This window comes from Luteimonas soli, assembly GCF_042648865.1.
Taxonomy (GTDB): Bacteria; Pseudomonadota; Gammaproteobacteria; order Xanthomonadales; family Xanthomonadaceae; genus Luteimonas; species Luteimonas soli.
The window spans coordinates 407,436-431,462 of sequence record NZ_JBHRYA010000007.1; the positions used below are offsets into that span (position 1 = coordinate 407,436).

The window sequence follows — 24,027 nt, forward strand, 5'->3', positions numbered from 1 at the left end:
GGAGGGGCGAAGGCAAAAGCTCGCGGCTGAAGCCACTCCTGCAGGGCGCTACTCGACACCTTGCCGCGTTCAGCCAAGCCCGCCCACAATGCCGTGTCCCCGCACGCCCGGAGCCGTCCATGCGCCACCTGCCGCTCGCCGCCTTCGCCACCGCCGTCCTCGGCCTGTCCGGCTGCACCTGGGTGCACATGGCGCCCGGTGCCAAGGCGGTGAAGGTGATGGCCACCGCCCCCACCGGCTGCGAAAAGCGCGGCGAAGTCAGCGTCTCGGTGGCCGACAAGGTGGCCATGGTCTACGAGCGCAACGACCTGCGGGTGCGCGAGGAGCTCGAAACGCTCGCCCGCAACGAGGCCCCGGGGATCGGCGCAGACACCATCAGCCCGCTTGGCCCGCCGCGCAACGGCGACCAGCAATTCGCCGCCTGGCGCTGCGGGAACTGACCGTTCCGGCCCGGCCGGATACGGCAGCCCTCCGGACCCGGTAATATGGGTTCCCTTTTGTCCGTAATCCGGCGGCCAGCCCATGCTTTTCCAACACGTTGCCATCGCCGGCCTCGCCCACATCGATGCGCCGCGACGCCTGTCCAGCGATGAGATCAATGCGCGGCTCAAGCCCACCCTCGACCGCCTCGGCATCAAGACCGACGTGCTCAAGGACATCGCCGGCATCCATGCCCGGCGCCTGTGGGACGAGGGCATGCAGGCCTCGGACGCTGCGACGCTCGCCGGCGTGAAGGCGCTGGCCGACGCCGGCATCGACCCGGACAAGGTCGGCCTGCTGGTCAACACCTCGGTCAGTCGCGACTACCTGGAGCCGTCCACCGCCTCGATCGTCAGCGGCAACCTCGGCCTCGGCGACGAGTGCCAGAACTTCGACGTCGCCAACGCCTGCCTGGCCTTCCTCAACGGCATGGACATCGCCAGCCGCATGATCGAGCGCGGCGAGATCGACTATGCCCTGGTCGTCGACGGCGAAACCGCCGACCTCGCCTACGAGAAGACCCTTGAGCGCATGACGCGCGACGATTCCACCGAGGAAGACTTCCGCAACGAGCTGGCCACGCTCACGCTCGGTTCCGGCGCCGCGGCGATGGTGCTGGCACGCGCCGAGCTCGCCCCGGGCGCGCCGCGCTACCGCGGCGGCGTCACCCGCGCCGCCACGCAGTGGAACAAGCTGTGCCGCGGCAACCTCGACGGCATGGTCACCGACACCCGCACCCTGCTGATCGAGGGCGTCAAGCTGGCGCAGAAGACCTTCGTCGCCGCCCGCCAGGCGCTGGGCTGGGTGGTGGAGGAAATGGACGAGTTCGTCGTCCACCAGGTCAGCAAGGCGCACACCGCCGCCTTCACCCGGGCGATGGGCATCGACCCGAAGAAGGTCCTGACCATCTTCGGCGAGCACGGCAACATCGGCCCGGCCTCGGTGCCGATCGTGCTCTCCAAGCTGCGCGAGATGGGCCGCCTGAAGAAGGGCGACCGCGTCGCCCTGCTGGGCATCGGCTCGGGGCTGAACTGCTCGATGGCCGAAGTGGTCTGGTAAGACCCGCTTCGCCTCCGCACGAGGGCCGGTTCGTCCGGCCCTTTTCATGTCGACGACCACGATGGAATTTCCCGACTATCCGTCCACCCCACGGCGCTTCGAAGTGCGGCCCGGCATCTCGATGTCGTACCTCGACGAAGGCCCGCGCGACGGCGAGGTCGTGGTCATGGTCCACGGCAATCCGTCGTGGAGCTATTACTGGCGGCACCTGGCGCTCGGGCTGCGTGATCGCTATCGATGCATCGTGCCGGACCACGTCGGCATGGGCCTGTCCGACAAGCCCGACGACGGCGGCGGCGTGCGCCCGCCGGCCGATCCGGCCGCGGCGCGCTACGACTACACGCTGCAATCGCGCATCGACGACCTGGGCGCGCTGCTGCGCCACGCCGGCATCGACGACGCCACGCCGGTGACGCTCGCGGTACACGACTGGGGCGGGATGATCGGCTTCGGCTGGGCGCTGTCGCACATGCCGCAGGTCAAGCGGCTGGTGGTGCTCAACACCGCCGCGTTCCCGCTGCCGGCGGCCAAGCCGATGCCCTGGCAGCTGTCGCTGGGGCGCGATTCGGCCGTCGGCGGCTGGGCGATCCGGCGCTTCAACCTGTTCGCGCGCGGCGCGGCACGCTTCGGCACCGTGCGCAAGCTGCCCGCGGACGTGCGCGCCGCCTTTGCTGGCGTGTACGACGGCTGGGACAACGCGATCGCCACGCTGCGCTTCATGCAGGACATCCCGCTGCGCGAAGGCGACCGCGCCTGGCCGCTGGTCGCCGAGGCCGGGCGCCGGCTGCACGAACTCGCCGACCGTCCCGCTTTCATCGGCTGGGGCTTGCGCGACTTCGTGTTCGATCGCCACTTCCTCGCCGGCTTCCGCGATGCGCTGCCGCGCGCGCAGGTGATGGCGTTCGACGATGCGGGCCACTATGTGCTGGAAGATCGGCATGAGGTGCTGGTGCCGGCGATCCGGGAGTTCCTGGACGCGAACCTGGCGACTTGAGCTCCCTCCCCTGCGAAGGCAGGGGGTGAGGAGGGCCGTTTGCGAACCACGGGTTCGCGGCCTGACGAACGCCATTGAGCTGTGCTCGATGGCCGGGTGGGCTGGGGAGGGGTGCCTTTGGGATCAGCGCGAACCGTGGGCACCCCCTCCCAACCTCCCCCTGCCTTCGCAGGGGGAGGGGCCAGGAGCTCGCGGCTGAAGCCGCTCCCACCAGATCATCGGCACCGGCCCGGGCAACGTACCCCGTCCCGCCCCCGGCGATAATCCCCGCATGAGTCCCGCCTGCAACATCGCCGCCGCGCTTCCGGCCCTGGCCGCCGAACGCCCCGACCAGGTCGCGATCCGCTGCCCCGGCCAGGCTGGCCGCTACGACATCGCGCTCAGCTACGCGCAGCTCGACGCGCGCAGCGATGCCATCGCCGCGGGCCTGGCGAAACGCGGCATCGTGCGCGGCACCCGCACCGTGGTGATGGTGCGGCCCACGCCCGAGTTCTTCCTGCTGATGTTCGCCCTGTTCAAGGCCGGCGCGGTGCCGGTGCTGGTCGACCCGGGCATCGATCGCCGCGCGCTGAAGCAGTGCCTGGGCGAGGCGCAGGCGGAGGCCTTCATCGGCATCCCGCTGGCGATGCTGGCGCGCCGGCTGCTGGGCTGGGCGAAGTCGGCGCGCGTGCGCGTGACCACCGGCGCGCGCCCGTGGCTGGCCGACGCCACGCTGGCGCAGGTCGAGCGTGACGGCGCCGGCGCCGGGCCGCAGCTGGCCGACACGGCGCCCGACGACGTCGCCGCGATCCTGTTCACCAGCGGCTCGACCGGCGTGCCCAAGGGCGTGGTCTATCGACATCGCCATTTCGTCGCCCAGGTGGAGATGCTGCGCACGGCCTTCGGCACGCAGCCTGGCGGCGTCGACCTGCCGACCTTTCCGCCGTTCGCCCTGTTCGATCCCGCGCTCGGCCTGACTTCGATCATCCCCGACATGGACCCGACGCGCCCGGCGGACGCCGATCCGGGAAAACTGCTGGCGGCGATCGAGCGCTTCGGCGTGACCCAGCTGTTCGGTTCGCCGGCGCTGATGGGCGTGCTCGCCGCCCACGGCGCCGCCCTGCCCACTGTGCGCCGCGTGACCTCGGCCGGCGCGCCGGTGCCGCCGGAGGTGGTCGCGAAAATGCAGGCGCTGCTACCCGACGACGCGCAGTTCTGGACGCCCTACGGCGCAACCGAATGCCTGCCGGTGGCGATCATCGAAGGCCGCGAACTGCTGACCCTGCGCGAACGCACCGAGCAGGGTGCCGGCACCTGCGTCGGCCGCCCGATGCCGCCGAACGAGGTGCGCATCATCCAGGTCAGCGATGACGCCATCGAACAGTGGTCGGACGAGCTGCTGGCCAGGCCCGGCCAGGTCGGCGAGATCACCGTCGCCGGCCCCACCACCACCGATGCGTACTTCAACCGCGACGCGCAGACGAAGCTCGCCAAGATCCGTGAGCTTCTGCCTCCCCTTCCTCCGGGAGAGGGCTGGGGTGAGGGCGCGAGCGCAGCGAGCGAAGGCTTCCGCACAGTCCACCGCATGGGCGACCTGGGCTACGTCGACGCCGAAGGCCGCCTCTGGTTCTGCGGCCGCAAGTCGCAGCGCGTGGTCACCGCGTCCGGCACGCTGTGCACGGAGCAGGTCGAGCCGGTGTTCAACGTCCACCCCGAAGTGCGCCGCACCGCGCTGGTCGGCATCGGCGAACGCGGCTCGCAGCGCCCCGTGCTGTGCGTGGAGCTGCGCGCGGGCGTCGCGCGCGACCAGCGGCCGCGCATCGCCGACGAACTGCGCCACCTCGGCGAAGGCTTCGTGCACGCTGCACGGATCGAAACCTTCCTCTTCCACCCGCGCTTCCCGGTCGACATCCGCCACAACGCCAAGATCGGGCGCGAGAAGCTGGCCGCGTGGGCGGCGAAGCAACCCGGGAGCAATCAATGAAGATCCTCGTTACCGGCGGCGGTGGTTTCCTCGGCCGCGCGCTGTGCCGCGGCCTGGTGCAGCGCGGGCATGAAGTGGTGAGCTTCAACCGCAGCCTGTATCCGGTGCTCGACAGGCTCGGCGTGCGCCAGCTGCGCGGCGACCTGGCCGACCGCGACGCCGTGATCGCCGCCGCGCAGGACTGCGAAGCGATCTTCCACAACGCCGCCAAGGCCGGCGCCTGGGGTGATTACGACAGCTACCACCGCGCCAACGTGCTGGGCACCGACAACGTGCTCGACGCGTGCCGCGCGCACCGCATCGACCGGCTGGTCTATACCTCCTCTCCCAGCGTCACCCATCGCGCGACCAACCCGGTGGCCGGCGGCACGGCCGACACCGTGCCCTACGGCGCGGACTTCAAGGCCGCGTACGCCGCCACCAAGAAAATCGCCGAAAAAGCCGTGCTGGCCGCGAACGACGCCCGCCTCGCCACCGTCGCGTTGCGCCCGCGCCTGATCTGGGGGCCGGGCGACAACCAGCTGCTGCCGCGCCTGGTCGAGCGCGCGAACGCCGGGCGGCTGCGCTTCGTCGGCGATGGCAACAACGTCATCGACACCACCTATATCGACAACGCCGCGCAGGCGCATTTCGATGCGTTCGAACATCTCGCAGTCGGTGCGGCCTGCGCTGGCCGCGCCTACTTCATCAGCAACGGCGAGCCGAAGACCGTGCGCGAAACCATCAATGGCCTGCTGCGCGCGGCGGGCGCGCCGACGGTGGACAAGACGATCCCCTTCGGCGTCGCGTATGCGATCGGTGCGGTGAGCGAAGCCGCGTGGTCATTGTTCCGGCTGCGCGGCGAACCGCCGATGACGCGCTTCCTCGCCGAACAGCTGAGCACAACGCACTGGTACGACATGGCGCCGGCAACGCGTGATTTCGGCTACCGGCCACGGGTCTCGTTTCACGACGGGCTCACCGAGCTGAAGCATTCACGGGAACGCGCTGGAGCCGTCACCCGATGACGACCGCGGGCTGCGGATGATGATCGCCAGACGCAACGATCAACCCGGAGGCCCCATGCTGCACTACGCCATCGTCTTCTTCGTCATCGCCATCATCGCCGCGGTGCTCGGTTTCTCCGGCATCGCCGGCGCGGCCAGCAACATCGCCTGGATCCTGTTCGTGGTGTTCCTGATCCTGGCGGTGGTGTCGCTGCTGCGCGGCAAGCGCGTCTGACGCCACGCATCGCGTGACTGGCGGGCCCGTCTCCGGACGGGCCCGTTTCCGTTGTTGAACCCGGCGTGCATGGAACCCCGCTCCTGCGGAGCATTCCGCAGGATGTGCGGGAGCACGCCGCGAAATGCCCGGCCTCCACGGCCTGACGGTGGCCCGCGGCTACAATGGGCCATGACCCAAACCCCGCCCCCCACCTCGCCGCTGGACGCCCTCAAGCCCGCCGCCGGGCGCGTGCTGGAGGCCGCCCTCAACCGCGCCGTTGCGCTTGATCCGGACACCCGCGACGCGCTGCGTGCGCTCGACGGCCGGCGCGTGGAGCTGGCGCTGCAGTCGCCACCGCTCGCTCTGCAGCTGCGGGTGGATGGCGATCGGCTGGTCGTGGGGCCGGTCGAGACGGACAACGAACCCGACCTGTCCGTGCGCAGTACCCTGGGCGCACTGCTTGGCCAGCTGCCGTCGTTGCTGGGCTCGCGCGGCGACGATGCGCCGCCGATCGGCGGCATGCGCATTTCCGGCGACGCCGACCTCGCGCGGCGCCTGCAGCGGCTGGCCGAACGCTTCGATCCCGACTGGCAGCAACCCTTCGTCGCTGTCTTCGGCGACGTGGTCGGCGTGCAGGTTGCCAACGGATTCGCCGCGGCACTGAAGCAGGCGCGCACGCTGGGCGGCGAATTCGCCGGCAGCGCGGCCGAGTACGTGGTCGAGGAGTCGCGCGACGTGGTCGGCCGCGACGAACTGGCCGCCTTCCACGATGACGTGGACGCGCTGCGCGACGACTTCGAGCGCCTGGCCGCGCGCGTCACGCGCATCGACGGGGCGGCGCGATGAAGGGCGCGCTGCGTGCGGCGCGCATCGGCCGCGTGCTGGTGCGCCATCGCCTCGACGACCTGTTCGACGGCACGCCGGCCGAGCGCTGGCTGAGGTTGATGCGGCCGTTCGTTCCGCGTGCCCCGCGCGAACTGGCCACGCAGTCGCGCGGCGCGCGGCTGCGGCTGGCGCTGCAGGAGCTGGGGCCGATCTTCGTCAAGTTCGGACAGATCCTCTCGACCCGCCGCGACCTGGTGCCGCCTGACGTGGCCGACGAGCTGTCGGAGCTGCAGGACCGCGTGGCGCCGTTCGACGGCGACGTCGCGCGCCACATCGTCGAGCAGTCGCTGGGGCGCAGCATCGACGATGCCTACGCAGGCTTCGACACCGTGCCGCTCGCGTCCGCGTCCATCGCGCAGGTGCACGCCGCGACGCTGCGTGCCGACGGCGACGCCGCGCAGCGCGAAGTCGTGGTCAAGGTGCTGCGCCCGGGCATCGAACGCCAGATCGCCGCCGACATCGCGCTGCTGAAGAACATCGCCGGGCTGGTCGACCGCACCCATCCGAGCGCCGACAAGATCCGCCCGCGCGAGATCGTCGCGGAGATCGAGAGCACGCTCGCCGCCGAACTCGACCTGCAGCGCGAGGGCGCCAACGCCTCGGTGCTGCGGCGCTTCTGGGAAGGCTCCGACGACCTCTACGTGCCCGAGCCGATCTGGAGCCACAGCGCCGGCCGCGCGCTGACCATGGAGCGCGTGCGCGGCATCCCCAGCGACGACATCGAAGCGCTCGACGCCGCCGGCATCGACCGCAAGGCGCTCGCGGCCAAGGGCGTGCGCGTGTTCTACACCCAGGTGTTCCGCGACAACTTCTTCCACGCCGACGCGCACGCCGGCAACATCTGGGTCGACAGCGACCCGGCGCGCAAGGCCAACCCGCGCTTCATCGCGCTCGATTTCGGGATCATGGGCCAGCTCTCCAGCGAGGACCAGTACTACCTCGCCGAGAACTTCATGGCGATCTTCAACAAGGATTACCGCCGCATCGCCGAGCTGCACGTGCAGGCCGGCTGGATGCCGTCGCACATCCGCATCGACGAGCTCGAAGCCGCCGCACGCACCGTGTGCGAGCCGTACTTCACCCGCCCGCTGTCGCAGATCTCGCTGGCCGAGGTGCTGCTGAAGCTGTTCCGCACCGCGCAGCGCTACGAGCTGACGCTGCAGCCGCAGCTGATCCTGTTGCAGAAGACGTTGCTCAACATCGAGGGCGTGGGCCGCCAGCTCGACCCGGACATCGACATCTGGGCGGTGGCGCGGCCGGTGCTCGAGCGCATCCTCGCCGAACGCTACAGTCCGCAGCGGCTGGCCGGCGAGTTCCGCAAGCGCCTGCCGGAAATGATCACCCAGGCACCCGAGGTGCCGCGCCTGGTGCATGCATGGCTGACCCAGCAGGTGCAGGGCAAGCACGAACTCGCGCTGCGCTCGCGCGACCTGTCCGAGCTGGTGCACACGATCAAGAGCGTGCAGCGGCGCACGGTGGCGGCGATCTTCGGCAGCGGCCTGCTGATCGTGGCCGCGATCCTCTACGGCCTGGAAGCCGGCGGCCCGCGCCTGCTGTCGATCCCCGCTGCCGCCTGGATCGCCGGCCTTGGTGGCCTCTGGGCCGTCGCCGCCGCGTGGCCGCGGCGTTGAGGCGCTTGTGGGAGCGGCTTCAGCCGCGAGCTTTTACGCGCAGGTGAAATGTCGTCCGGACGGTACAGAAAAGGCTCGCGGCTGAAGCCGCTCCCACAAGATCATCTGCCCATGCATCTGGATGTCCTCTACCGCGACGAATTCCTCGCCGTCGTCGACAAGCCCGCGGGCCTGATGGTCCACGACAGCAAGCTGGCGCGCGGGGAGAGCGACTTTGCCGCGGACCGGCTGCGCGAGCAGTTCGGCCAGAAGATCTTCCTCGTCCATCGACTCGACCGCGCCACCAGCGGCTGCCTGCTGCTGGCGTTCGACCGCGACAGTGCGTCGGCGCTGGGCAAGACGCTGATGTCGCGCGAGGTGGTGAAGGACTACCTTGCGGTGTGCCGTGGCTGGCCGGCGGAAACCGCGTTCACGGTCGACCACCCGCTCGACGGCGGTCCCGGCAAGCCGGAGAAGAAACCCGCGATCACCCACTTCGAACGGCTGGCGACGGCCGAGCTCGACGAACCGTCGTCCGGGTTTCCCACCTCACGCTACGCCCTGCTGCGCGCGCAGCCGGAGACCGGACGCTTCCGCCAGATCCGCCGCCATCTCAAGCACCTGTCGCACCATCTGATCGGCGACACCAGCCACGGCGACGGCCGCCACAACCGCATCTTCCGCATGCGCGGCGTGCACCGGATGCTGCTGCATGCCCGCCGGCTGGCGTTCACGCATCCGCACGACGGCAGGCAGTGCGTGGTCGAGGCGCCGGTCGACGCGCAGTTCGCGCGCTCTCTGGAGATGTTTGGCTGGCCGCTGCAGTAGCTTCCGATTTCCCTGCAGGAGCGGCTTCAGCCGCGAGCTTTTGCTCCCTCCCCTGCGAAGGCAGGGGAGGGCTGGGGAGGGATGCCTTAGGGATCAGTTCGAACCGTGGGCACCCCCTCCCAACCTCCCCCTGCCTTCGCAGGGGGAGGGGCCAAAGCCGAAAGCTCGTGGCTGAAGCCGTTCCTGCAAGAGCGGTTTCCAGCCGCCACGAATCCACGAAGCATTCGCGTCGCCCCCTACAATGCCCGGCGGAGAACAGCCATGCCCCAGCCGCCGATCACCATTCCGGAACATGAACTCGTCGAACGCTTCGTGCGTGCGACCGGCCCGGGCGGGCAGAACGTCAACAAGGTGGCCACGGCGGTGGAGTTGCGCTTCGACATCGCCAACTCGCCGTCGCTGCCGGAGCCGGTACGCGAACGCCTGCTGGCGCGGCGCGACCGCCGCGTCACCGGCGACGGCGTGCTGGTACTCAACGCGCAGCGCTTCCGCACCCAGGAGCGCAACCGCCAGGATGCGCGCGAGCGGCTGGCGCACTTCATCGAAACCGGCCTGCATGCACCGAAAAAGCGGGTCGCCACCCGACCCACGCGCGCCTCCAAGCAGCGTCGCCTCGACGCCAAGCGCGAACGCAGTAACATCAAGCGCGGCCGCGGAAGCGGCGGCCGCGATTGGGATTGACCGAAGGCGCGAGCCAGGGGAACCGATGACGCCAACGCACGACGACGTGGTCCTGCCACTGCCGCCGAACGCGCCGCGGGTGAAGCCCAACCGCTTCACCCGCTGGCTGGGGCGCACGATCCTGGAACTCGGCGGCTGGCGCATGGTCGGCGAGTTGCCCGACATCCCGCGGCTGGTGCTGATCGGCGCGCCGCATTCGTCCAACTGGGACGGGCTCTGGGGCTTCTCCGCCAAGCTCGCGCTCGGCCTGGACATCCGGGTGCTCGGCAAGGATTCGTTGTTCCGGATCCCCGTGATCGGCTGGCTGCTCAAGCGCCTGGGCGTGATCCCCGTGGACCGCCAGGCCGCGCAGGGCGTGGTCGAACAGGCCGCGGCGCTGATCCGCGGCAGCGACCGGTTCTGGTACGGCCTGGCACCGGAGGGCACGCGCAAGCGGGTGGAGCGCTGGAAGACCGGCTTCTGGAAGATCGCGCGCGCCGCCGACGTACCGGTGCTGCGGATGTACTTCCACTACCCCGAACGCATCATCGGCTTCGGCCCGCTGTTCCACACGACCGCCGACATGGCCGCCGACATGGCCGCGATCCGCGAGTGGTACCGGCCGTGGATGGGCAAGAACCGCGGCACGACCTGATCGGCCGCGCGCGCCAACAGGACCGCTAGGACCGCTTCGCCTTCGCCTTGCCGCCGGGTTTTGCCGGCGCGTCGGTTGCGGGCGCAGCCGCGGACTTGTCGCCGTGCAGCGTGAACAGCGATTCGAGCAGCTGCTCGTCGGCGCTGGAGCACACGCCCAGCAGCACCGCCTCGTCGCAGCCCTCGGCGGCGATGTAGGCATGGCCCATGTTCGAGTCGATGTACACCGACTCGCCGGGGCCGAGCACGATCGGGTCGTAGAACTCGGTGTGCACCTCGAGCCGTCCCTCGAGCACGTAGATGTACTCCTCGCCGGAGTGGTGCACCAGCTTGCCGAACTCGTCCAGGCTCTTGGCGCGTGTGCGCGTGAACACCGGGATCATGCGCTTGCGGCGCAGCTCGGGGCACAGGTAGTAGTAGTCGTAGTTGGGCGTGTTGACGCGGATCGCGTCCTCGATCCGGCCGATGCTGCGGCGCGCGGTCACCGCCGGCTCGGCGGCGCCGTCCTGTTCGGCGAACAGCTCCGACATGCGGATGTTGAGGCGCTGGCTGATCTGCAGCAGCTTGTCGTAGGTGAGCGTCAGGCGGTCGTGCTCGACCTTGGACAGGGTGGACAGGGGGATGCCGCAGCGGTCGCTCATTTCCTTGAGCGTCCAGCCGTTGCGCGCGCGCAGCGAGCGCAGCAGGCTGCCGATCGTGGGGTGTTGCGGGGTCATGCGGGTGGATTCCTGCGTTCGTGCGCGTCGCCGACGCCGGCAACGCCGGGCGTTTCCCCGCCCGAGACGCCATGATCGGGCCTCGGGCCGCGATTTGCCAGATGGGTTGACAATTCTCTGATCAGGATGTTTATTGCGGAACAGAACATTCCATCGGTGCGGCCGTGATTGCCGTGACCGGTCCGGCCGCTGGTGCATGACGGGGAGACATGGCGATGCGTGGGATCTGGATGATTGCGGGAATCCTCGGGCTGGCGCTGGCGCGGCCCGCCCTGGCGCAGGTGCCGGCCCAGCCGTTGCAGCCCGACGCCGTGGAGGCGTCGCCGGTGGCGACCGCGCCGGCGCAGGAGCCGCCGCCCGTGGTCGACGGCGTCCCGGCGCTGACGCAGGCCGACGCCGAAGCCTGGCTCGACGGCTTCATGCCCTACGCGCTTGCGGCCGGCGACATCGCCGGCGCCGTGGTCGTGGTGGTGAAGGACGGCCAGGTGCTGCTGCAGAAGGGCTACGGCTACGCGGACCTTGCCAAACGCACGCCGGTCGACCCGGCCGAAACCCTGTTCCGCCCCGGATCGGTGTCCAAGCTGTTCACCTGGACCGCGGTGATGCAGCTGGTCGAGCAGGGCAAGCTCGACCTCGACGCGGACGTCAACCAGTACCTCGACTTCGAGATCCCCGCGCGCGACGGCAAGCCGGCCACGCTGCGCCAGATCATGACCCACACCGCCGGCTTCGAGGAGCAGATCCGCGCGCTGATCACGGCCAAGGATTCGGAGATCACGCCGCTGGGCGAGGCGCTCAAGCGCTGGGTGCCCGAGCGCATCCACGAGCCCGGCACCACCCCGGCCTACTCCAACTACGCGACCGCGGTGGCCGGGTACATCGTCGAGCGCGTCTCGGGCGAGTCGTTCGACGACTACGTCGAGCGCCACATCTTCCAGCCGCTGGGCATGGCGCACTCCAGCTTCCGCCAGCCGCTGCCGCCGGAACTGCTGGCGAAGATGTCCAAGGGCTACTCCAAGGCCTCGGACGGCGAGCCGAAGGACTACGAGTTCATCAGCCTCGCGCCCGCCGGCAGCCTGGCGTCGACCGGCGCCGACATGGCGCGCTTCATGATCGCGCACCTGCAAAACGGCGCTTACGGCGACGCGCGCATCCTGCGCGAGGACACCGCGCGCACCATGCACACGACCGGGCAGGCGTCGATCGGCCCGCTCAACCGCATGATGCTGGGCTTCTACGAGACCTCGGTGAACGGCCACCGCGCGATCGCGCACGGCGGCGACACGCAGTGGTTCCACTCCGACCTGCAGCTGTTCCCGGACGACGGCGTCGGCATCTTCGTGTCGATGAACAGCTCCGGCCGCGACGGCGCGACCGGCCACATCCGCAACGCGCTGGCGCGCGGCTTCGCGGACCGCTACCTGCCCGGTGAACCTGAAGCAGCCGGGGGCGTTTCGAAGGAGGACGCGAAGCTGCACGCGCAGCAGATCGCGGGCAGCTACACCAGCAGCCGGCGCCCGGAAAGCAACTTCATGTCGCTGGTCAACCTCATGGGACCGGTCAAGGTGGTGGCCAACGAGGACGGCACCATCAGCGTGACGTTGGCGCTGGGCGCGGGCGGCGCGCCGAAGAAGTGGCGCGAGGTCGCACCGTACGTGTGGCAGGACACCACCAGCACCGACCGGCTGGCCGCCGACGTGGTCGACGGCCGGGTGACGCGCTTCACCATGGAGCCGTACGCGCCGATCATGGTGTTCCAGCGCCTGTCGGCGTGGCAGGCGCTGGCGATGCCGCTGCTGGCGGCGAGCCTTGTGATCCTGCTGCTGACGGTCCTGGCGTGGCCGGTCTCGGCCCTGGTGCGCCGCTACTACGGCGCGCCGTACCGGCTGGCCGGCCTGGACGCGCGCGCGCATCGCCTGGTGCGGATCGCGGCGCTGCTGGTGCTGGTGGCGATGGGCGCGATGCTGGCGCTGGTCGTGAGCATGCTCGCCAACCTGGCGCTGACCAGCCCGGACACCGACGGCCTGATCATCGCGCTGCGACTGTTCGCCATGGTGGTGCTGCCGCTCGGCGCGGCGGTCGCGGCGTGGAATGCGTGGCATGTGCTGCGCGGCAGGCGCCGGATCCTGGCCAAGCTGTGGGCGGTGCTGCTGGCGCTGGCCTTCCTGTTCCTGCTCTGGATCGGCTTCGCCAACCACGTGATCGGCTTCGGCGCCAACTACTGATCGACGCACGGCCGGCTGCGCGCGCAGCCGGCCGCCCCACCGCACGTCTTCCGGGAGCGCGTGAACCGTGCCGGTCGAACTCGAACTGCACAACGAACCGCTGCCGCTGGCGGCGCCGTTCCGCATCGCCGGCCACGTCTTCGAGGCGATGCCCGCGACGGTGGTGACGCTGCGTGACGGCGACTGCGTCGGCCGCGGCGAGGCGGCCGGCGTCTATTACAACGACGACCATCCGGACACGATGCTCGCAACGCTCGAGGCGCTGCGCCCGCGCATCGAGGCGGGCATCGACCGCGAAACGCTGCGTACGCTGCTGCCGGCGGGCGGGGCGCGCAACGCGCTCGACTGCGCGCTGTGGGAACTGGAAGCGCAGCGCGCCGGCCTGTCGGTGTGGAAGCTCGCCGGCCTGGACGGCGTCCGTCCGCTGCTGACCACGTTCACGGTCGGCGCGGACGATCCCGATGTGATGGCCGGGCATGCGGCCGCCTTCGCCCAGGCGCGTGCGTTGAAGCTCAAGCTCACCGGCGATGCCGACCTCGACGCCGCGCGCGTGCGCGCGGTGCGCACGCGCTGCCCGGATCCGTGGATCGGCGTCGACGCCAACCAGGGCCATGGCGCGGCCACCCTGCCGGCGCTGCTGCCGGTGCTGGTCGAAGCGCGCGTGTCGCTGCTCGAACAGCCCTGCGCGCGCGGCCGCGAGGACGAACTCGACGGCATCGAGCGGGTGCTGCCCTTCGCCGCCGACGAAAGCATCCTCGACCTGGCCGAACTCGAGGCGCGCCACCATCACTTCGAGGTCATCAACATCAAGCTCGACAAGTGCGGCGGCCTGACCGAAGGCCTGCTGATGGCCCGGCGCGCGCGCGAGCTCGGCAAGCGGGTGATGGTCGGCAACATGTGCGGGACGAGCCTGGCTGCGGCGCCGGCGTTCGTGCTCGGGCAGTTCTGCGACGTGGTCGACCTCGACGGCCCGATCTTCCTGGCCGCCGACCGCACGCCCTCGGTGCGCTACGAGGACGGCTGCATTTCCTGCGGCGACGAGGTCTGGGGCCCGAAGGCCGCGCCGTGAACACGGCGGCGGAGAAAACCTGGTTCGGCCAGCCGCGCGGGCTGACGATCCTGTTCCTGACCCAGATGTGGGAGCTGTTCTCCTACTACGGGATGCGCACGCTGCTGGTCTATTACATGACCAAGCAGCTGCTGTTCGCGCAGGACAAGGCGTCGGTCATCTACGGCACGTACACCGCGATGGCCTACTTCACGCCGATCCTCGGCGGCGCGATCGCCGACCGCTGGCTGGGCAAGCGCAACGCGGTGATGATCGGTGGCGGCATCATGGCCATCGGCCACTTCGTGATGGCGTTCGAACCGATGTTCTACGTCGCCCTGGCGACGATCGCGCTGGGCAACGGGCTGTTCCTGCCCAGCCTGCCGAGCCAGATCAACGACCTGTATGCCGCCGACGATCCGCGCCGCGGCCGCGCCTACAACGTCTACTACGTCGGCCTGAACGTCGGCGGCCTGCTCGCGCCGCTGGTATGCGGCACGCTGGGAGAGCTTTACGGCTGGCACTACGGCTTCGGCGCGGCGGGCGTGGGCATGTTCCTGGGGCTGCTCATCTACCTCGCCGGCCGGCGCTACCTGCCGCCGGAACCGCCGCGCGTTGCACCACCGGTCGCCGCCGCCCCGGACGTGCGCGCGGACCATCGCCGGACCTGGTGGCTGCTGCTGGGAGTCGGTATCGCGGCCACCGTCTTCCGCGGCGCCTACGAGCAGATCGGCAACACGCTGCCGCTGTGGATCGACACCGGCGTGGATCGCGCGCTGCTCGGCTTCACGATCCCGATGACCTGGTTCCAGTCGCTCAACCCGCTGCTGGTGATCTCGATGACGCCGCTGCTGCTGATGGCCTGGCGGCGCCGCGCGGACCGGGGACACGAAACCTCGCCGGCGATGCGCATGGCGATCGGTGCGCTTGTGGTCGCGGTCGCCTACGTGCTGCTCGCCGCGGTCACGGCGCTGGCCGGCGATGCGCGCGTGGGCTGGGCGTGGCTGGTGGCCTTCTTCGTGATCCTGACCTTCGGCGAGCTGTACATCCTGCCCACCGGCCTTGGCCTGTTCGCGAAGCTGGCGCCGCCGCGGCTGGGCGCGACCACGGTCGCGTCGTGGTTCCTCGCGATCTTCAGCGGCAGCCTGCTGGCCGGCGTGGTCGGCATGCTGTGGTCGAAGGTCGGCCATCCCGCTTTCTTCCTGCTGCTGGCGGGGCTTGCGATGGTCGCGGCCGCGCTGCTGTGGCGGCTGGACCGGCCGATCCGCGCGCTGCCTCGCCCCAACCAATGACGGAGACACGCCGATGCAACGCCTGACGCCCGCCCTGCTCGCGCTTGCCCTGGCCGCATGCAGTACCAACCCGGTGGCGGACGCGCCCGCGACCGTCGAACACTACGACCTGCTGGTGCGCAACGGCACGGTGTACGACGGCAGTGGCGCCGCCCCGCTGCGCGTGGACGTTGCCGTGCGTGGAGACCGTATCGCCGCGCTCCTGCCGCCCGGCAGCGATGCGACCGCCGACCGGGTGCTCGACGCCGGCGGACGCGCGGTGTCGCCGGGTTTCATCAACGTGCTCAGCTGGGCGACCGAATCGCTGATCGCCGACGGCCGCGGCATGGGCGACACGAAGCAGGGCGTGACGCTGGAGATCTTCGGCGAGGGCTGGTCGATGGGCCCGCTCAACGATGCGATGAAGGCCGATGCGCTGGAGCAGCAGGGCGACATCCGCTATCCGATCCAGTGGACCACGCTGGGCGATTACCTCGAACATCTGGAAACGCGCGGCATCACCCCGAACGTGGCCTCCTTCGTCGGCGCGACCACGGTGCGCATCCACGAACTGGGCGAGGGCGACGTCGATCCGACGCCGGCACAGCTCGCGCGCATGCAGGGCCTGGTGCGCGAGGCGATGGACGAGGGCGCGCTGGGCGTCGGCAGCTCGCTGATCTATCCGCCGGCGGCATTCGCCGAGACGCCGGAGCTGGTGGCGCTGGCGCAGGCGGCGGCCGAGTCCGGCGGCGGCTACGTTGCGCACATGCGCAGCGAGGCCAACCACTTCCTCGAGGCGCTGGAGGAAACCATCGACGTCGCGCGCGCCACCGGACAGCGCGCCGAGGTCTACCACCTCAAGGCCGCCGGGGAGAAGAACTGGCCGAAGATGGCACGGGCGATCGCCATGGTCGAAGCCGCGCGCGCCGAAGGCCTGGACGTCGGCGCCAACATGTACGCCTACACCGCGGGCGCCACCGGCCTCACCGCGGCCCTGCCGCCGTGGGTGCAGGCCGGCGGGCACGACGCGATGGTCGCGCGGCTGAAAGACCCGGCCACCCGCGCCCGCTTGCTCGCCGAGATGCGCGACCCCGACGTGGAATGGGAGAACCTTCGGCTGCTCACCGGCTCCGACGAGCGGCTGATCCTGATCGAGTTCCACGACCCGGCGCTCAAGCCGCTGACCGGCCGCACGCTCGCCGAAGTCGCGCGCGAGCGCGGCACGTCCGGCGAGGAAGCGCTGCTCGACCTGATCGTCGAGGACGATTCGCGCGTCGGCGCGGCGTACTTCCTGATGAGCGAGGACAACGTCGAGCTTGGCCTTTCGCAGCCGTGGGTGACCCTGGGTTCGGACGCCGAATCGTCGGCGCCCGAAGGCGTGTTCCTGAAGTCGAGCACGCATCCGCGCGCCTATGGCAACGTCGCCCGCTTCCTCGGCCACTACGTGCGCGACCGCGGACTGATGCCGCTGGAGGAGGGCATCCACCGCCTCACAGGCCTGCCGGCGGCGAACTGGAAGCTGGCCGACCGCGGTTGCCTGCGGCCCGGCTGCTTCGCCGACATCGTGGTGTTCGATCCGGCGACGATCACCGACCACGCCACTTATGCCGCGCCGCAGCAGTACGCGACCGGCGTCGACCACGTCTTCGTCAACGGCGTGCAGGTGCTGCGCGAGGGCGAGCACACCGGCGCCACGCCGGGCCGCGTGGTGCGTGGTCCGGGCTGGCGCGGGGAGCGCGCGCCGCCGAGCGAGCAGGCATCGCCATGAGCAGGACGATATTTTCCGAATGTGTTGACAATTCTCCGATTGGGATCATGATCCCTGATCAGGATTGAACGCCAGGATGGCCGCCGGCGCCCGTTGCCCGGCCCATGCGCACCTTCAAGTACCGACCCGGGGAGAACGACCATGACCGCATCCAAGCCCACCGGATGTTCCCGCCGCTCACGGCTGGCCCTCGCCATCGGCGCCGCCGTGGCGCTCTCGACCGCCGGCACTGCGCTGGCCCAGGAGGCCGAAGGATCCACGGCTGCGGACGCGGCTCCCGCGGTTCCCGCGGCTGCCGATGCCACCGACCTCGATGCCGTGATCGTCACTGCCAACAAGCGCGTCGAGAACGTGCGCGAGGTGGCCGCGGCGATCAGCGTGATCGGCGAGCAGCAGCTCGAGAACATGGGCGCCAACTCGCTCACCGACTACGCCGACCTCGTCCCCGGCATGCAGGTGCAGGACAGCGGGGCACCGGGCATGACCTCGGTATCGATCCGCGGCGTTGCCGCGCTGTCGTCGGGCGCCACCGTGGCGACCTACATCGACGAGGTGCCGGTGGGTTCGAGCGGCGTCTACCAGGCCGCGAACATCTTCAACCTCGACCTGCTGCCCTACGACATCGGCCGCATCGAGGTGCTGCGCGGACCGCAGGGCACGCTGTACGGCGCCGGCGCGATCGGCGGCCTGCTCAAGTACGTGACCCGCGCGCCCGACCTGCTGGACAGCGAATACCGGATCGGCGCGGGGCTGTCGTCGGTGCCCGACGGCGACCAGGGCTGGAACGTCCGCTTCGGCGCCAGCCTGCCGCTGCAGGAGGATCGCCTCGGCCTGCGCCTGAGCTATGCGCGCAACGAACTACCGGGCTACGTCGACAACGCCGTCGACGGCCGCGAGGACATCAACGGCGGCAGCCAGACCGGCGCACGCGCGGCGCTGGTGTGGGATGGCGATGCCTTCGACCTGAAGCTGGCGGCGCTGCACCAGGGCATCGACAGCGACAACAGTGCCTTCGTGTCGCTTGACCCGGCCACCGGCGATCCGATGTTCGACGACCTGACCGGGCAAGTGTGGCAGCCGCAGCCGTTCACCAAGGACCTGGACCTGTATTCGCTGACCCTGGACTGGGACCTGGGCTGGGCCGACTTCGTCTCGGCGACGGGCTGGTCGGACACCAGCACGATGTACCAGCTCGATTCGACCGTCCAGTTCGGCGAGTTCGCGAACCTGCAGCTCGGCCTGCCCGACCCCGGCCTGTCGACCGTGCGCTACAACCTGGAGCTGGACAAGCTGACCCAGGAGTTCCGCCTGAGTTCGAAGAGCGGCGGTCGCTTCGAGTGGCTGGTCGGCGTGTTCCATACCCACGAGGACGCGATCCAGAGCCAGCGCGTCAGGCTGCTGCAGCGCGACGGTTCGCCGCTGCCCGCGCCGCTGGACGACATGTTCGGCATCCTGGCGGTGATCGACCTGCCCAGCGACTACAAGGAAACGGCGCTGTTCGCCAACGGCTCCTGGCGCGTCACCGACCGCTTCAAGATCGACGCCGGCGTGCGCCAGGCGCGCAACGACCAGTGGTTCAGCCAGAACGTGCCGGAAGGCGTGCTGGTGGCGATCGGCGAGTCGCCGGGCGAGTCCGAGGAGGACGTGTTCACCTGGAGCCTGAGCCCGCAGTTCCAGCTCGCCGACGACGTGATGGTCTACGCGCGCGCCGCCACCGGCTACCAGCCCGGCGGGCCCAACGTGGCCCTGCCCGGCATGCCGTCGAGCGTGGACTCGTCGATGCTGTCGAGCTACGAGGTCGGGTTGAAGTCGCAGTTCGCCGACCGGCGCGTGCAGCTGGACCTGGCCGCGTTCCGCATCGACTGGGACGACATCCAGGTGGCGGCGCAGTTCAACGGCATCGGCGGCCTGGTCAACGGCGGCGAGGCGACCAGCGAGGGGCTGGAACTGGCGGGCGTGTTCCGCCCCACCGACAACTTGCAGCTTGGCCTCAACGCCGCGTACACCAAGGCGACCGTGAAGAACGATTTCGCCGCGACAGTGATCCCGCAGCCGGGCTTCGACGTCGTCCTCAACACCGGCCTGGCCGGCGACCGCATGCCGTACTCGCCGAAGCTGGCGTGGTCGGCGACCGCGGAATACCTGTTCGACGTGGGCAGCATGCAGGGCCAGGTGGGCGCGGTCCTGCGTTGGGTGGGCGACCGGGTCAACGACACCACCGAGCGCCAGCGCATCACTGCGCCGGGGGATCCGTCGACCGTCCTCGACGAACAGATCACGGCGCCGATGGAGCTGGATTCCTACAGCGCGCTGGACCTGTACGCCGGGGTCGGCAAGGGCGCCTGGTCGCTGCGTGCCTACGTCAACAACGTCGCCGACGAACGCGCCTGGTCGTCGGTGAGCCCCGCGGCCAGCGCGCTGACCGGCGCGGTGGTGCAGATCGGCGCGGTGCCGATCCAGCCGCGCATGTTCGGCATCGAGTTCGACTACCGCTTCTGAGCCGCCTGCCGGCCACGACGGGCAGGAACCATCGAGTGACACCGGAGACGAACCACCGCATGCCGAGCGCCACGCCGCCGTCGAACGAGGCCGGGGAACTGCCGCAGCCGTACCTGCTGTTCCTCGGCGACATCGTCGAGCCGGGGTACGCCAAGACTGCATTCGGGCTGCGCGACTGGGCGCCGGAGCGCTGCGTCGGCGAATTCGCCTGCGATGGCGCGAAGGTCAGCGCCGGGCTTGCGCCGATGACGCCGGAGCAGGCGCGCTCCGCAGGAGCGAGATCGATGGTGATCGGGGTCGCCAACCCCGGAGGCTTGATCCCCGACGGTTGGCTGCCGGGCCTGCTGCAGGCGCTCGAAGCCGGGCTGGACCTGGTTGGCGGCATGCACGCACGCCTGCACGAAATCGCCGTGCTGCGCGAGTCAGCGGCGCGGCTGGGCCGGCGCCTGGTCGACGTGCGCGAGCCGCCACGCGGCATCCCGGTGGCCAGCGGGCGCAAGCGAAGCGGCAAGCGCCTGCTGACGGTGGGCACCGACTGCGCGCTGGGCAAGAAATACACCGCGCTGGTGCTGGCGCGTGCCTTCGAACGGCGCGGCCTCGATGTCGATTTCCGCGCCACTGGCCAGACCGGCATCCTCATCGCCGGGCGCGGCATTCCGCTCGACGCCGTGGTCTGCGACTTCGCCGCCGGCGCCGCGGAAGCGCTGTCGCCCGCCGCCGGCGCGCAGCATTGGGACGTCATCGAAGGGCAGGGCTCGCTGATGCACCCGGCCTACGCCGGCGTGTCGCTGGCGCTGCTGCACGGCAGCCAGCCGGACGTCATCGTCGTCTGCCACGAACATGGCCGCGAGCACGTGCTGGGCTATCCGGGCCTGCTGCTGCCAAGCATCGAGGAGACCATCGACCTGGCGCTGCGGTTGGGTCGCCGCACCAACCCGTCGATCCGCTGCGCCGGCGTCAGCCTCAACACCGCCGCGCTGGACCCGGCGCACGCGCAGCGCGTGATCGCCGCCGAGAGCGAACGCCTCGGCTGCGCGGTGGCCGACCCGATGCGCGGCGGCCTGGCGCTGGATCGGCTGGTGGAAGAATGTCTGGCATGAAGCAGGGCCTGGCATGACATCGACGTCGACCTGGTTCCAGCGCTACCTGCTGCCGGGCTTCGTGTTCCAGGCCGCGGTGATCGCCGGCGGCTACGCCACGGGGCGCGAACTGGTGGAGTTCTTCCTGCCGGCCGGCCCGTGGGGCGGCCTGCTGGGCATGGCGGTGAGCATGCTGGTGTGGAGCGCGGTGCTGATGGCCAGCTTCGAACTGGCCCGCGTGGCGCGCGCCTACGACTACCGCTCCTTCTTCAAGGTGCTGCTCGGGCGCGGCTGGTTCGTGTTCGAGATCGGCTACTTCCTGCTGATGCTGGTCATCCTCGCGGTGATGGGCGCGGCGGCGGGCGAGATCGTGCACAGCCTGTTCGGCCTGCCGAAGCTGGCCGGCTCGCTGGGCATGATCGCCGGGACCGGCGCGCTGCTGTTCTTCGGCACGGCGGTGATCGAGAAATTCCTGACCGCGTCGGTGGGTTACCTGTACCTGGTCTACTTCGTGTTCGTGGCCTGGAGCGTGGTCGCGTTCGGCGACCGCATCGCGGCCAGCTTCGCGTCGGTGCCGGTGGACGACGACTGGTTCACCGCCGGCGTCACCTACGCCGGCTACAACGTCGCCACGATTCCCGCGGTGCTGTTCTGCATCCGCCATCTTGCGCGCCGCCGCGAGACGCTGGTGGCCGGTGCGCTTGCCGGGCCGCTGGGCATGCTGCCGGGCGTGGTGTTCTACGTCGCGATGATGGGCTACTACCAGGAGATCGGCGACGTGGCGCTGCCGTCGGCGTTCCTGCTGGCCAAGCTGCAGGCGCCGTGGTTCGAGTGGGTGTTCCAGGCCGCGGTGCTGCTGACCCTGGTCGATACCGGCGTGGCGCTGCTGCACGCGATCAACGAGCGCGTGGCGAAATCGTACGAAGAGCGGCGGCGGCCGATGCCGCGGACGCTGCGCCCCGCGATTGCGGTCGGCGCGATGCTGGTCGCGGTGTATGCGGCCAGCGCCGTCGGCCTGGTCGAATTGATCGCGAGCGGCTACGGCACGCTCACCTGGGTGTTCCTGGCGATCTATGTGCTGCCGCTGATGACCTGGGGCGTGTGGCTGCTGTGGCGCAGGCCGCAGCGCATCGCTGCCGAGTTGCCATGACTGTCATCTCGAACGCAGCGAGATGCGCCTCGCAACAGCGAGCCTGGTCAATCCATGTGTTGACGGACGAGATTCCCCACTGCGTCCGGAATGACAAACAGGTGTTCCTGACAATCAAGACCCGGAGACGATGATGGGTTCCACGGCCAAACGTACATATGCGCTCATCATCCTCGCAGCGCTGCTGTTCTCCACGATCGCGTTCGCAGCGCCGCCACCGGATCTGGACGCACGCGCCGAATCGGTACTCGCCGAAACCGGCGTGCCCGGCATGGCGATCGCGATCGTCGAACACGGCAAGGTCACGCACGCGAAGGGCTACGGCGTGCGCCGGCTGGGGTCGCCCGAGCCGGTCGACGCCGACACCATCTTCCCCACCGGTTCCACCGGCAAGGCGATCACCGTCGCCGCGCTGGCGGTGCTGGTGGACGAGAAGAAGATCGGCTGGGACGACAAGGTCACCGACCACCTGCCAGGCTTCCAGATGTACGACCCGTGGGTGACGCGCGAGATGACGATCCGCGACCTGCTGGTGCACCGCAGCGGACTGGGACTGGGCGCCGGCGACCTGATGTTCGTGCCGCGCTCCTCGCGCAGCCGCGCCGACACCGTGCACGCGCTGCGCTACATCAAGCCGGCCACCAGCTTCCGCAGCGGCTACGCCTACGACAACGTGCTGTACGCCGTGGCCGGGCAGCTGATCGAGGAAGTCACCGGCAAGACCTGGGAAGTGTTCGTCCGCGAGCGCGTGCTGGCGCCGGCCGGGATGCGTTCGTCGACGACGGACGAGGCCCACCAGTTCGCCAACCCCAACCGCGTGCAGCCGCACGCGCGCATGGACGGCGGTTTCCGCGGCCTGGGCACGCAGGAGGTGCTCGACGAACGCGCCGGCCTCGGCCGCAACGCCGCGCCCGCGGGCGGGATCGCGTCGAGCGCCAACGACCTGGCGCGCTGGCTGGTGATCCAGCTGCAGCACGGCCTGCTGCCCGGCGAGCCGGCCGACGGCCGGCGCCTGTACAGCGAGGCTGCCGCGCGCGAGATGTGGACGCCGCAGGTGCTCGTGCCGATTTCGCGGTTCCCGGAGCCGGTGGCCGAGGCCACGCCGCAGTTTTCCTCGTACGCGCTGGGCTGGAGCATCCGCGATTACCGCGGGGTGAAGATCATCGAGCACGGCGGTGCGGTGCTCGGCGTGCAGACGATCGTGGTGCTGGTGCCGTCGCGGGACGTGGGGTTCTCGGTGCAGATCAATTCCGAAGACGGCGAGGTCCTGTACGGAATGATGTTCGAGCTGCTCGACCACTACCTCGACGCACCCGCGCGCGACTGGATGGCCGATTTCCGCACCTTCAAGCAGGCCCGGCAGGACAGGATGCTGGCCGCTTCGCGCGCCACCGACACGCGCAATGCAGCCTCGCGGCCCTCGCTGCCGCTGTCGGGCTACGCCGGCACCTACGCCGACCCCTGGTACGGCCCGATCGACATCCGCCAGGACGGCGGCAAGCTGCGCATCGACTTCAAGCAGACGCCGAACATGGCCGGCACGCTCGAGCACTGGCAGTACGACACCTTCCGCACCGCGTGGGACGACCGCACCATCGAGCCGGCCTACGTCACCTTCGCGCTCGATGCGGCCGGCAAGGTCGAGCGCATCACGATGCAGGCCGCCTCGCCGCTGGCCGACTTCAGCTACGACTACCAGGACCTGCTGTTCACCCCGCAGCCGGCCGAGTAGCCCTCCCGCGCCGGCCGGCCGGCGCGGCGCGATGTCGCACCTTCCGATCGTGGCGGCGCCTGCGGCGGAAGCTGAATGCGTATCCGGCAACGCCGCGGCCGGGGGCACGGCTGCCCGCCGCCGGTTCCACTGAACCAATTGCACGGTCGCGTCGCCGGCGGCGGCGCTACCCTGTACGGCTTCCGACCCCACGGGGCCATGCA

General features: G+C 70.1%; 20 protein-coding genes. 19 read left to right on the forward strand and 1 reads right to left on the reverse strand.

Going from position 1 to position 24,027, the window contains the following annotated elements:
- The first annotated feature begins 119 nt into the window (after nucleotides 1–119).
- The 11 genes from ACFONC_RS09265 to ACFONC_RS09315 all read left to right on the forward strand — a co-directional run bounded on the left by ACFONC_RS09265 (nucleotide 120) and on the right by ACFONC_RS09315 (nucleotide 10,337).
- Entirely contained in the window at nucleotides 120–440 is a 321-nt protein-coding gene (locus ACFONC_RS09265) for a DUF4156 domain-containing protein (protein WP_386743438.1), read from the forward strand.
- Between the two features lie 82 nt (nucleotides 441–522).
- The gene (locus tag ACFONC_RS09270) at nucleotides 523–1,539 is read left to right on the forward strand and encodes a 3-oxoacyl-ACP synthase III (RefSeq protein WP_386743439.1); all 1,017 of its coding nucleotides are present in this window, start codon (nucleotides 523–525) and stop codon (nucleotides 1,537–1,539) included.
- Between the two features lie 61 nt (nucleotides 1,540–1,600).
- Nucleotides 1,601–2,533: an alpha/beta fold hydrolase gene (locus ACFONC_RS09275; protein ID WP_386744625.1), complete on the forward strand. Its 933-nt coding sequence runs from the start codon at nucleotides 1,601–1,603 to the stop codon at nucleotides 2,531–2,533.
- Nucleotides 2,534–2,804: 271 nt separating this feature from the next.
- Complete coding sequence (oleC, locus tag ACFONC_RS09280; RefSeq protein ID WP_386743440.1) at nucleotides 2,805–4,496, forward strand: olefin beta-lactone synthetase; 1,692 nt, start codon at nucleotides 2,805–2,807, stop codon at nucleotides 4,494–4,496.
- Nucleotides 4,493–5,503: a 2-alkyl-3-oxoalkanoate reductase gene (gene oleD / locus ACFONC_RS09285; RefSeq protein ID WP_386743441.1), complete on the forward strand. Its 1,011-nt coding sequence runs from the start codon at nucleotides 4,493–4,495 to the stop codon at nucleotides 5,501–5,503. The genes oleC and oleD overlap by 4 nt, the downstream gene beginning before the upstream one ends.
- A gap of 55 nt (nucleotides 5,504–5,558) precedes the next feature.
- Nucleotides 5,559–5,717, forward strand: a complete 159-nt coding sequence (locus ACFONC_RS09290; RefSeq protein ID WP_386743442.1) for a DUF1328 domain-containing protein — start codon at nucleotides 5,559–5,561, stop codon at nucleotides 5,715–5,717.
- 171 nt (nucleotides 5,718–5,888) lie between these two features.
- On the forward strand, nucleotides 5,889–6,545 hold the full coding sequence (locus tag ACFONC_RS09295) for a ubiquinone biosynthesis accessory factor UbiJ (RefSeq protein ID WP_386743443.1): 657 nt from the start codon (nucleotides 5,889–5,891) through the stop codon (nucleotides 6,543–6,545).
- Nucleotides 6,542–8,215, forward strand: coding sequence for a ubiquinone biosynthesis regulatory protein kinase UbiB (gene ubiB, locus ACFONC_RS09300; RefSeq protein ID WP_386743444.1), 1,674 nt, complete (start codon nucleotides 6,542–6,544; stop codon nucleotides 8,213–8,215). Before ACFONC_RS09295 ends, ubiB begins: the two co-directional genes overlap by 4 nt.
- A 48-nt stretch (nucleotides 8,216–8,263) precedes the next feature.
- On the forward strand, nucleotides 8,264–9,022 hold the full coding sequence (locus tag ACFONC_RS09305; protein WP_386743445.1) for a pseudouridine synthase: 759 nt from the start codon (nucleotides 8,264–8,266) through the stop codon (nucleotides 9,020–9,022).
- 261 nt (nucleotides 9,023–9,283) lie between these two features.
- Complete coding sequence (gene arfB / locus ACFONC_RS09310) at nucleotides 9,284–9,703, forward strand: alternative ribosome rescue aminoacyl-tRNA hydrolase ArfB (protein WP_386743446.1); 420 nt, start codon at nucleotides 9,284–9,286, stop codon at nucleotides 9,701–9,703.
- A gap of 25 nt (nucleotides 9,704–9,728) precedes the next feature.
- Nucleotides 9,729–10,337, forward strand: coding sequence for a 1-acyl-sn-glycerol-3-phosphate acyltransferase (locus ACFONC_RS09315; protein ID WP_386743447.1), 609 nt, complete (start codon nucleotides 9,729–9,731; stop codon nucleotides 10,335–10,337).
- 25 nt (nucleotides 10,338–10,362) lie between these two features.
- Here the strand turns inward: ACFONC_RS09315 and ACFONC_RS09320 are convergent, their stop codons facing one another.
- The gene (locus ACFONC_RS09320) at nucleotides 10,363–11,052 is read right to left on the reverse strand and encodes a helix-turn-helix domain-containing protein (RefSeq protein WP_386743448.1); all 690 of its coding nucleotides are present in this window, start codon (nucleotides 11,050–11,052) and stop codon (nucleotides 10,363–10,365) included.
- Nucleotides 11,053–11,282: 230 nt separating this feature from the next.
- On the opposite strand from ACFONC_RS09320, the gene ACFONC_RS09325 reads away from it, so the two are divergent.
- The 8 genes from ACFONC_RS09325 (at nucleotide 11,283) to ACFONC_RS09360 (ending at nucleotide 23,824) form a co-directional block, all read left to right on the forward strand.
- The gene (locus ACFONC_RS09325) at nucleotides 11,283–13,277 is read left to right on the forward strand and encodes a serine hydrolase (RefSeq protein WP_386743449.1); all 1,995 of its coding nucleotides are present in this window, start codon (nucleotides 11,283–11,285) and stop codon (nucleotides 13,275–13,277) included.
- 67 nt (nucleotides 13,278–13,344) lie between these two features.
- Nucleotides 13,345–14,346 (forward strand): dipeptide epimerase, encoded by a 1,002-nt coding sequence (locus ACFONC_RS09330; protein ID WP_386743450.1) that lies wholly within the window; start codon nucleotides 13,345–13,347, stop codon nucleotides 14,344–14,346.
- Nucleotides 14,343–15,617, forward strand: a complete 1,275-nt coding sequence (locus ACFONC_RS09335) for a peptide MFS transporter (RefSeq protein WP_386743451.1) — start codon at nucleotides 14,343–14,345, stop codon at nucleotides 15,615–15,617. Before ACFONC_RS09330 ends, ACFONC_RS09335 begins: the two co-directional genes overlap by 4 nt.
- A gap of 13 nt (nucleotides 15,618–15,630) precedes the next feature.
- Nucleotides 15,631–17,364, forward strand: coding sequence for an N-acyl-D-amino-acid deacylase family protein (locus ACFONC_RS09340; RefSeq protein WP_386743452.1), 1,734 nt, complete (start codon nucleotides 15,631–15,633; stop codon nucleotides 17,362–17,364).
- 141 nt (nucleotides 17,365–17,505) lie between these two features.
- Nucleotides 17,506–19,863 carry a TonB-dependent receptor gene (locus ACFONC_RS09345; RefSeq protein WP_386743453.1) on the forward strand — a complete coding sequence of 786 codons (2,358 nt, stop codon included), beginning with the start codon at nucleotides 17,506–17,508 and terminating at the stop codon, nucleotides 19,861–19,863.
- Nucleotides 19,864–19,922: 59 nt separating this feature from the next.
- On the forward strand, nucleotides 19,923–20,963 hold the full coding sequence (locus tag ACFONC_RS09350) for a DUF1611 domain-containing protein (protein ID WP_386743454.1): 1,041 nt from the start codon (nucleotides 19,923–19,925) through the stop codon (nucleotides 20,961–20,963).
- Between the two features lie 13 nt (nucleotides 20,964–20,976).
- Nucleotides 20,977–22,092, forward strand: a complete 1,116-nt coding sequence (locus ACFONC_RS09355) for a YkvI family membrane protein (RefSeq protein ID WP_386743455.1) — start codon at nucleotides 20,977–20,979, stop codon at nucleotides 22,090–22,092.
- A 133-nt stretch (nucleotides 22,093–22,225) separates the two neighbouring features.
- Nucleotides 22,226–23,824, forward strand: a complete 1,599-nt coding sequence (locus tag ACFONC_RS09360) for a serine hydrolase (protein WP_386743456.1) — start codon at nucleotides 22,226–22,228, stop codon at nucleotides 23,822–23,824.
- The last annotated feature ends 203 nt before the right edge of the window (nucleotides 23,825–24,027 follow it).

Excerpts from the sequence above, each read along its gene's own strand:
- arfB (WP_386743446.1), top strand. The coding sequence starts at position 9,284 with ATGCCCCAGCCGCCGATCACCATTCCGGAACATGAACTCGTCGAACGC.
- ACFONC_RS09360 (WP_386743456.1), top strand. The coding sequence starts at position 22,226 with ATGGGTTCCACGGCCAAACGTACATATGCGCTCATCATCCTCGCAGCG.
- ACFONC_RS09320 (WP_386743448.1), bottom strand. The coding sequence starts at position 11,052 with ATGACCCCGCAACACCCCACGATCGGCAGCCTGCTGCGCTCGCTGCGC.
- ACFONC_RS09305 (WP_386743445.1), top strand. The coding sequence starts at position 8,264 with ATGTCGTCCGGACGGTACAGAAAAGGCTCGCGGCTGAAGCCGCTCCCA.
- ACFONC_RS09290 (WP_386743442.1), top strand. The coding sequence starts at position 5,559 with ATGCTGCACTACGCCATCGTCTTCTTCGTCATCGCCATCATCGCCGCG.
- oleD (WP_386743441.1), top strand. The coding sequence starts at position 4,493 with ATGAAGATCCTCGTTACCGGCGGCGGTGGTTTCCTCGGCCGCGCGCTG.
- ACFONC_RS09345 (WP_386743453.1), top strand. The coding sequence starts at position 17,506 with ATGACCGCATCCAAGCCCACCGGATGTTCCCGCCGCTCACGGCTGGCC.
- ACFONC_RS09355 (WP_386743455.1), top strand. The coding sequence starts at position 20,977 with ATGACATCGACGTCGACCTGGTTCCAGCGCTACCTGCTGCCGGGCTTC.
- ACFONC_RS09315 (WP_386743447.1), top strand. The coding sequence starts at position 9,729 with ATGACGCCAACGCACGACGACGTGGTCCTGCCACTGCCGCCGAACGCG.
- oleC (WP_386743440.1), top strand. The coding sequence starts at position 2,805 with ATGAGTCCCGCCTGCAACATCGCCGCCGCGCTTCCGGCCCTGGCCGCC.
- ACFONC_RS09325 (WP_386743449.1), top strand. The coding sequence starts at position 11,283 with ATGATTGCGGGAATCCTCGGGCTGGCGCTGGCGCGGCCCGCCCTGGCG.
- ACFONC_RS09265 (WP_386743438.1), top strand. The coding sequence starts at position 120 with ATGCGCCACCTGCCGCTCGCCGCCTTCGCCACCGCCGTCCTCGGCCTG.
- ACFONC_RS09340 (WP_386743452.1), top strand. The coding sequence starts at position 15,631 with ATGCAACGCCTGACGCCCGCCCTGCTCGCGCTTGCCCTGGCCGCATGC.
- ACFONC_RS09275 (WP_386744625.1), top strand. The coding sequence starts at position 1,601 with ATGGAATTTCCCGACTATCCGTCCACCCCACGGCGCTTCGAAGTGCGG.
- ACFONC_RS09270 (WP_386743439.1), top strand. The coding sequence starts at position 523 with ATGCTTTTCCAACACGTTGCCATCGCCGGCCTCGCCCACATCGATGCG.
- ubiB (WP_386743444.1), top strand. The coding sequence starts at position 6,542 with ATGAAGGGCGCGCTGCGTGCGGCGCGCATCGGCCGCGTGCTGGTGCGC.
- ACFONC_RS09350 (WP_386743454.1), top strand. The coding sequence starts at position 19,923 with ATGCCGAGCGCCACGCCGCCGTCGAACGAGGCCGGGGAACTGCCGCAG.
- ACFONC_RS09295 (WP_386743443.1), top strand. The coding sequence starts at position 5,889 with ATGACCCAAACCCCGCCCCCCACCTCGCCGCTGGACGCCCTCAAGCCC.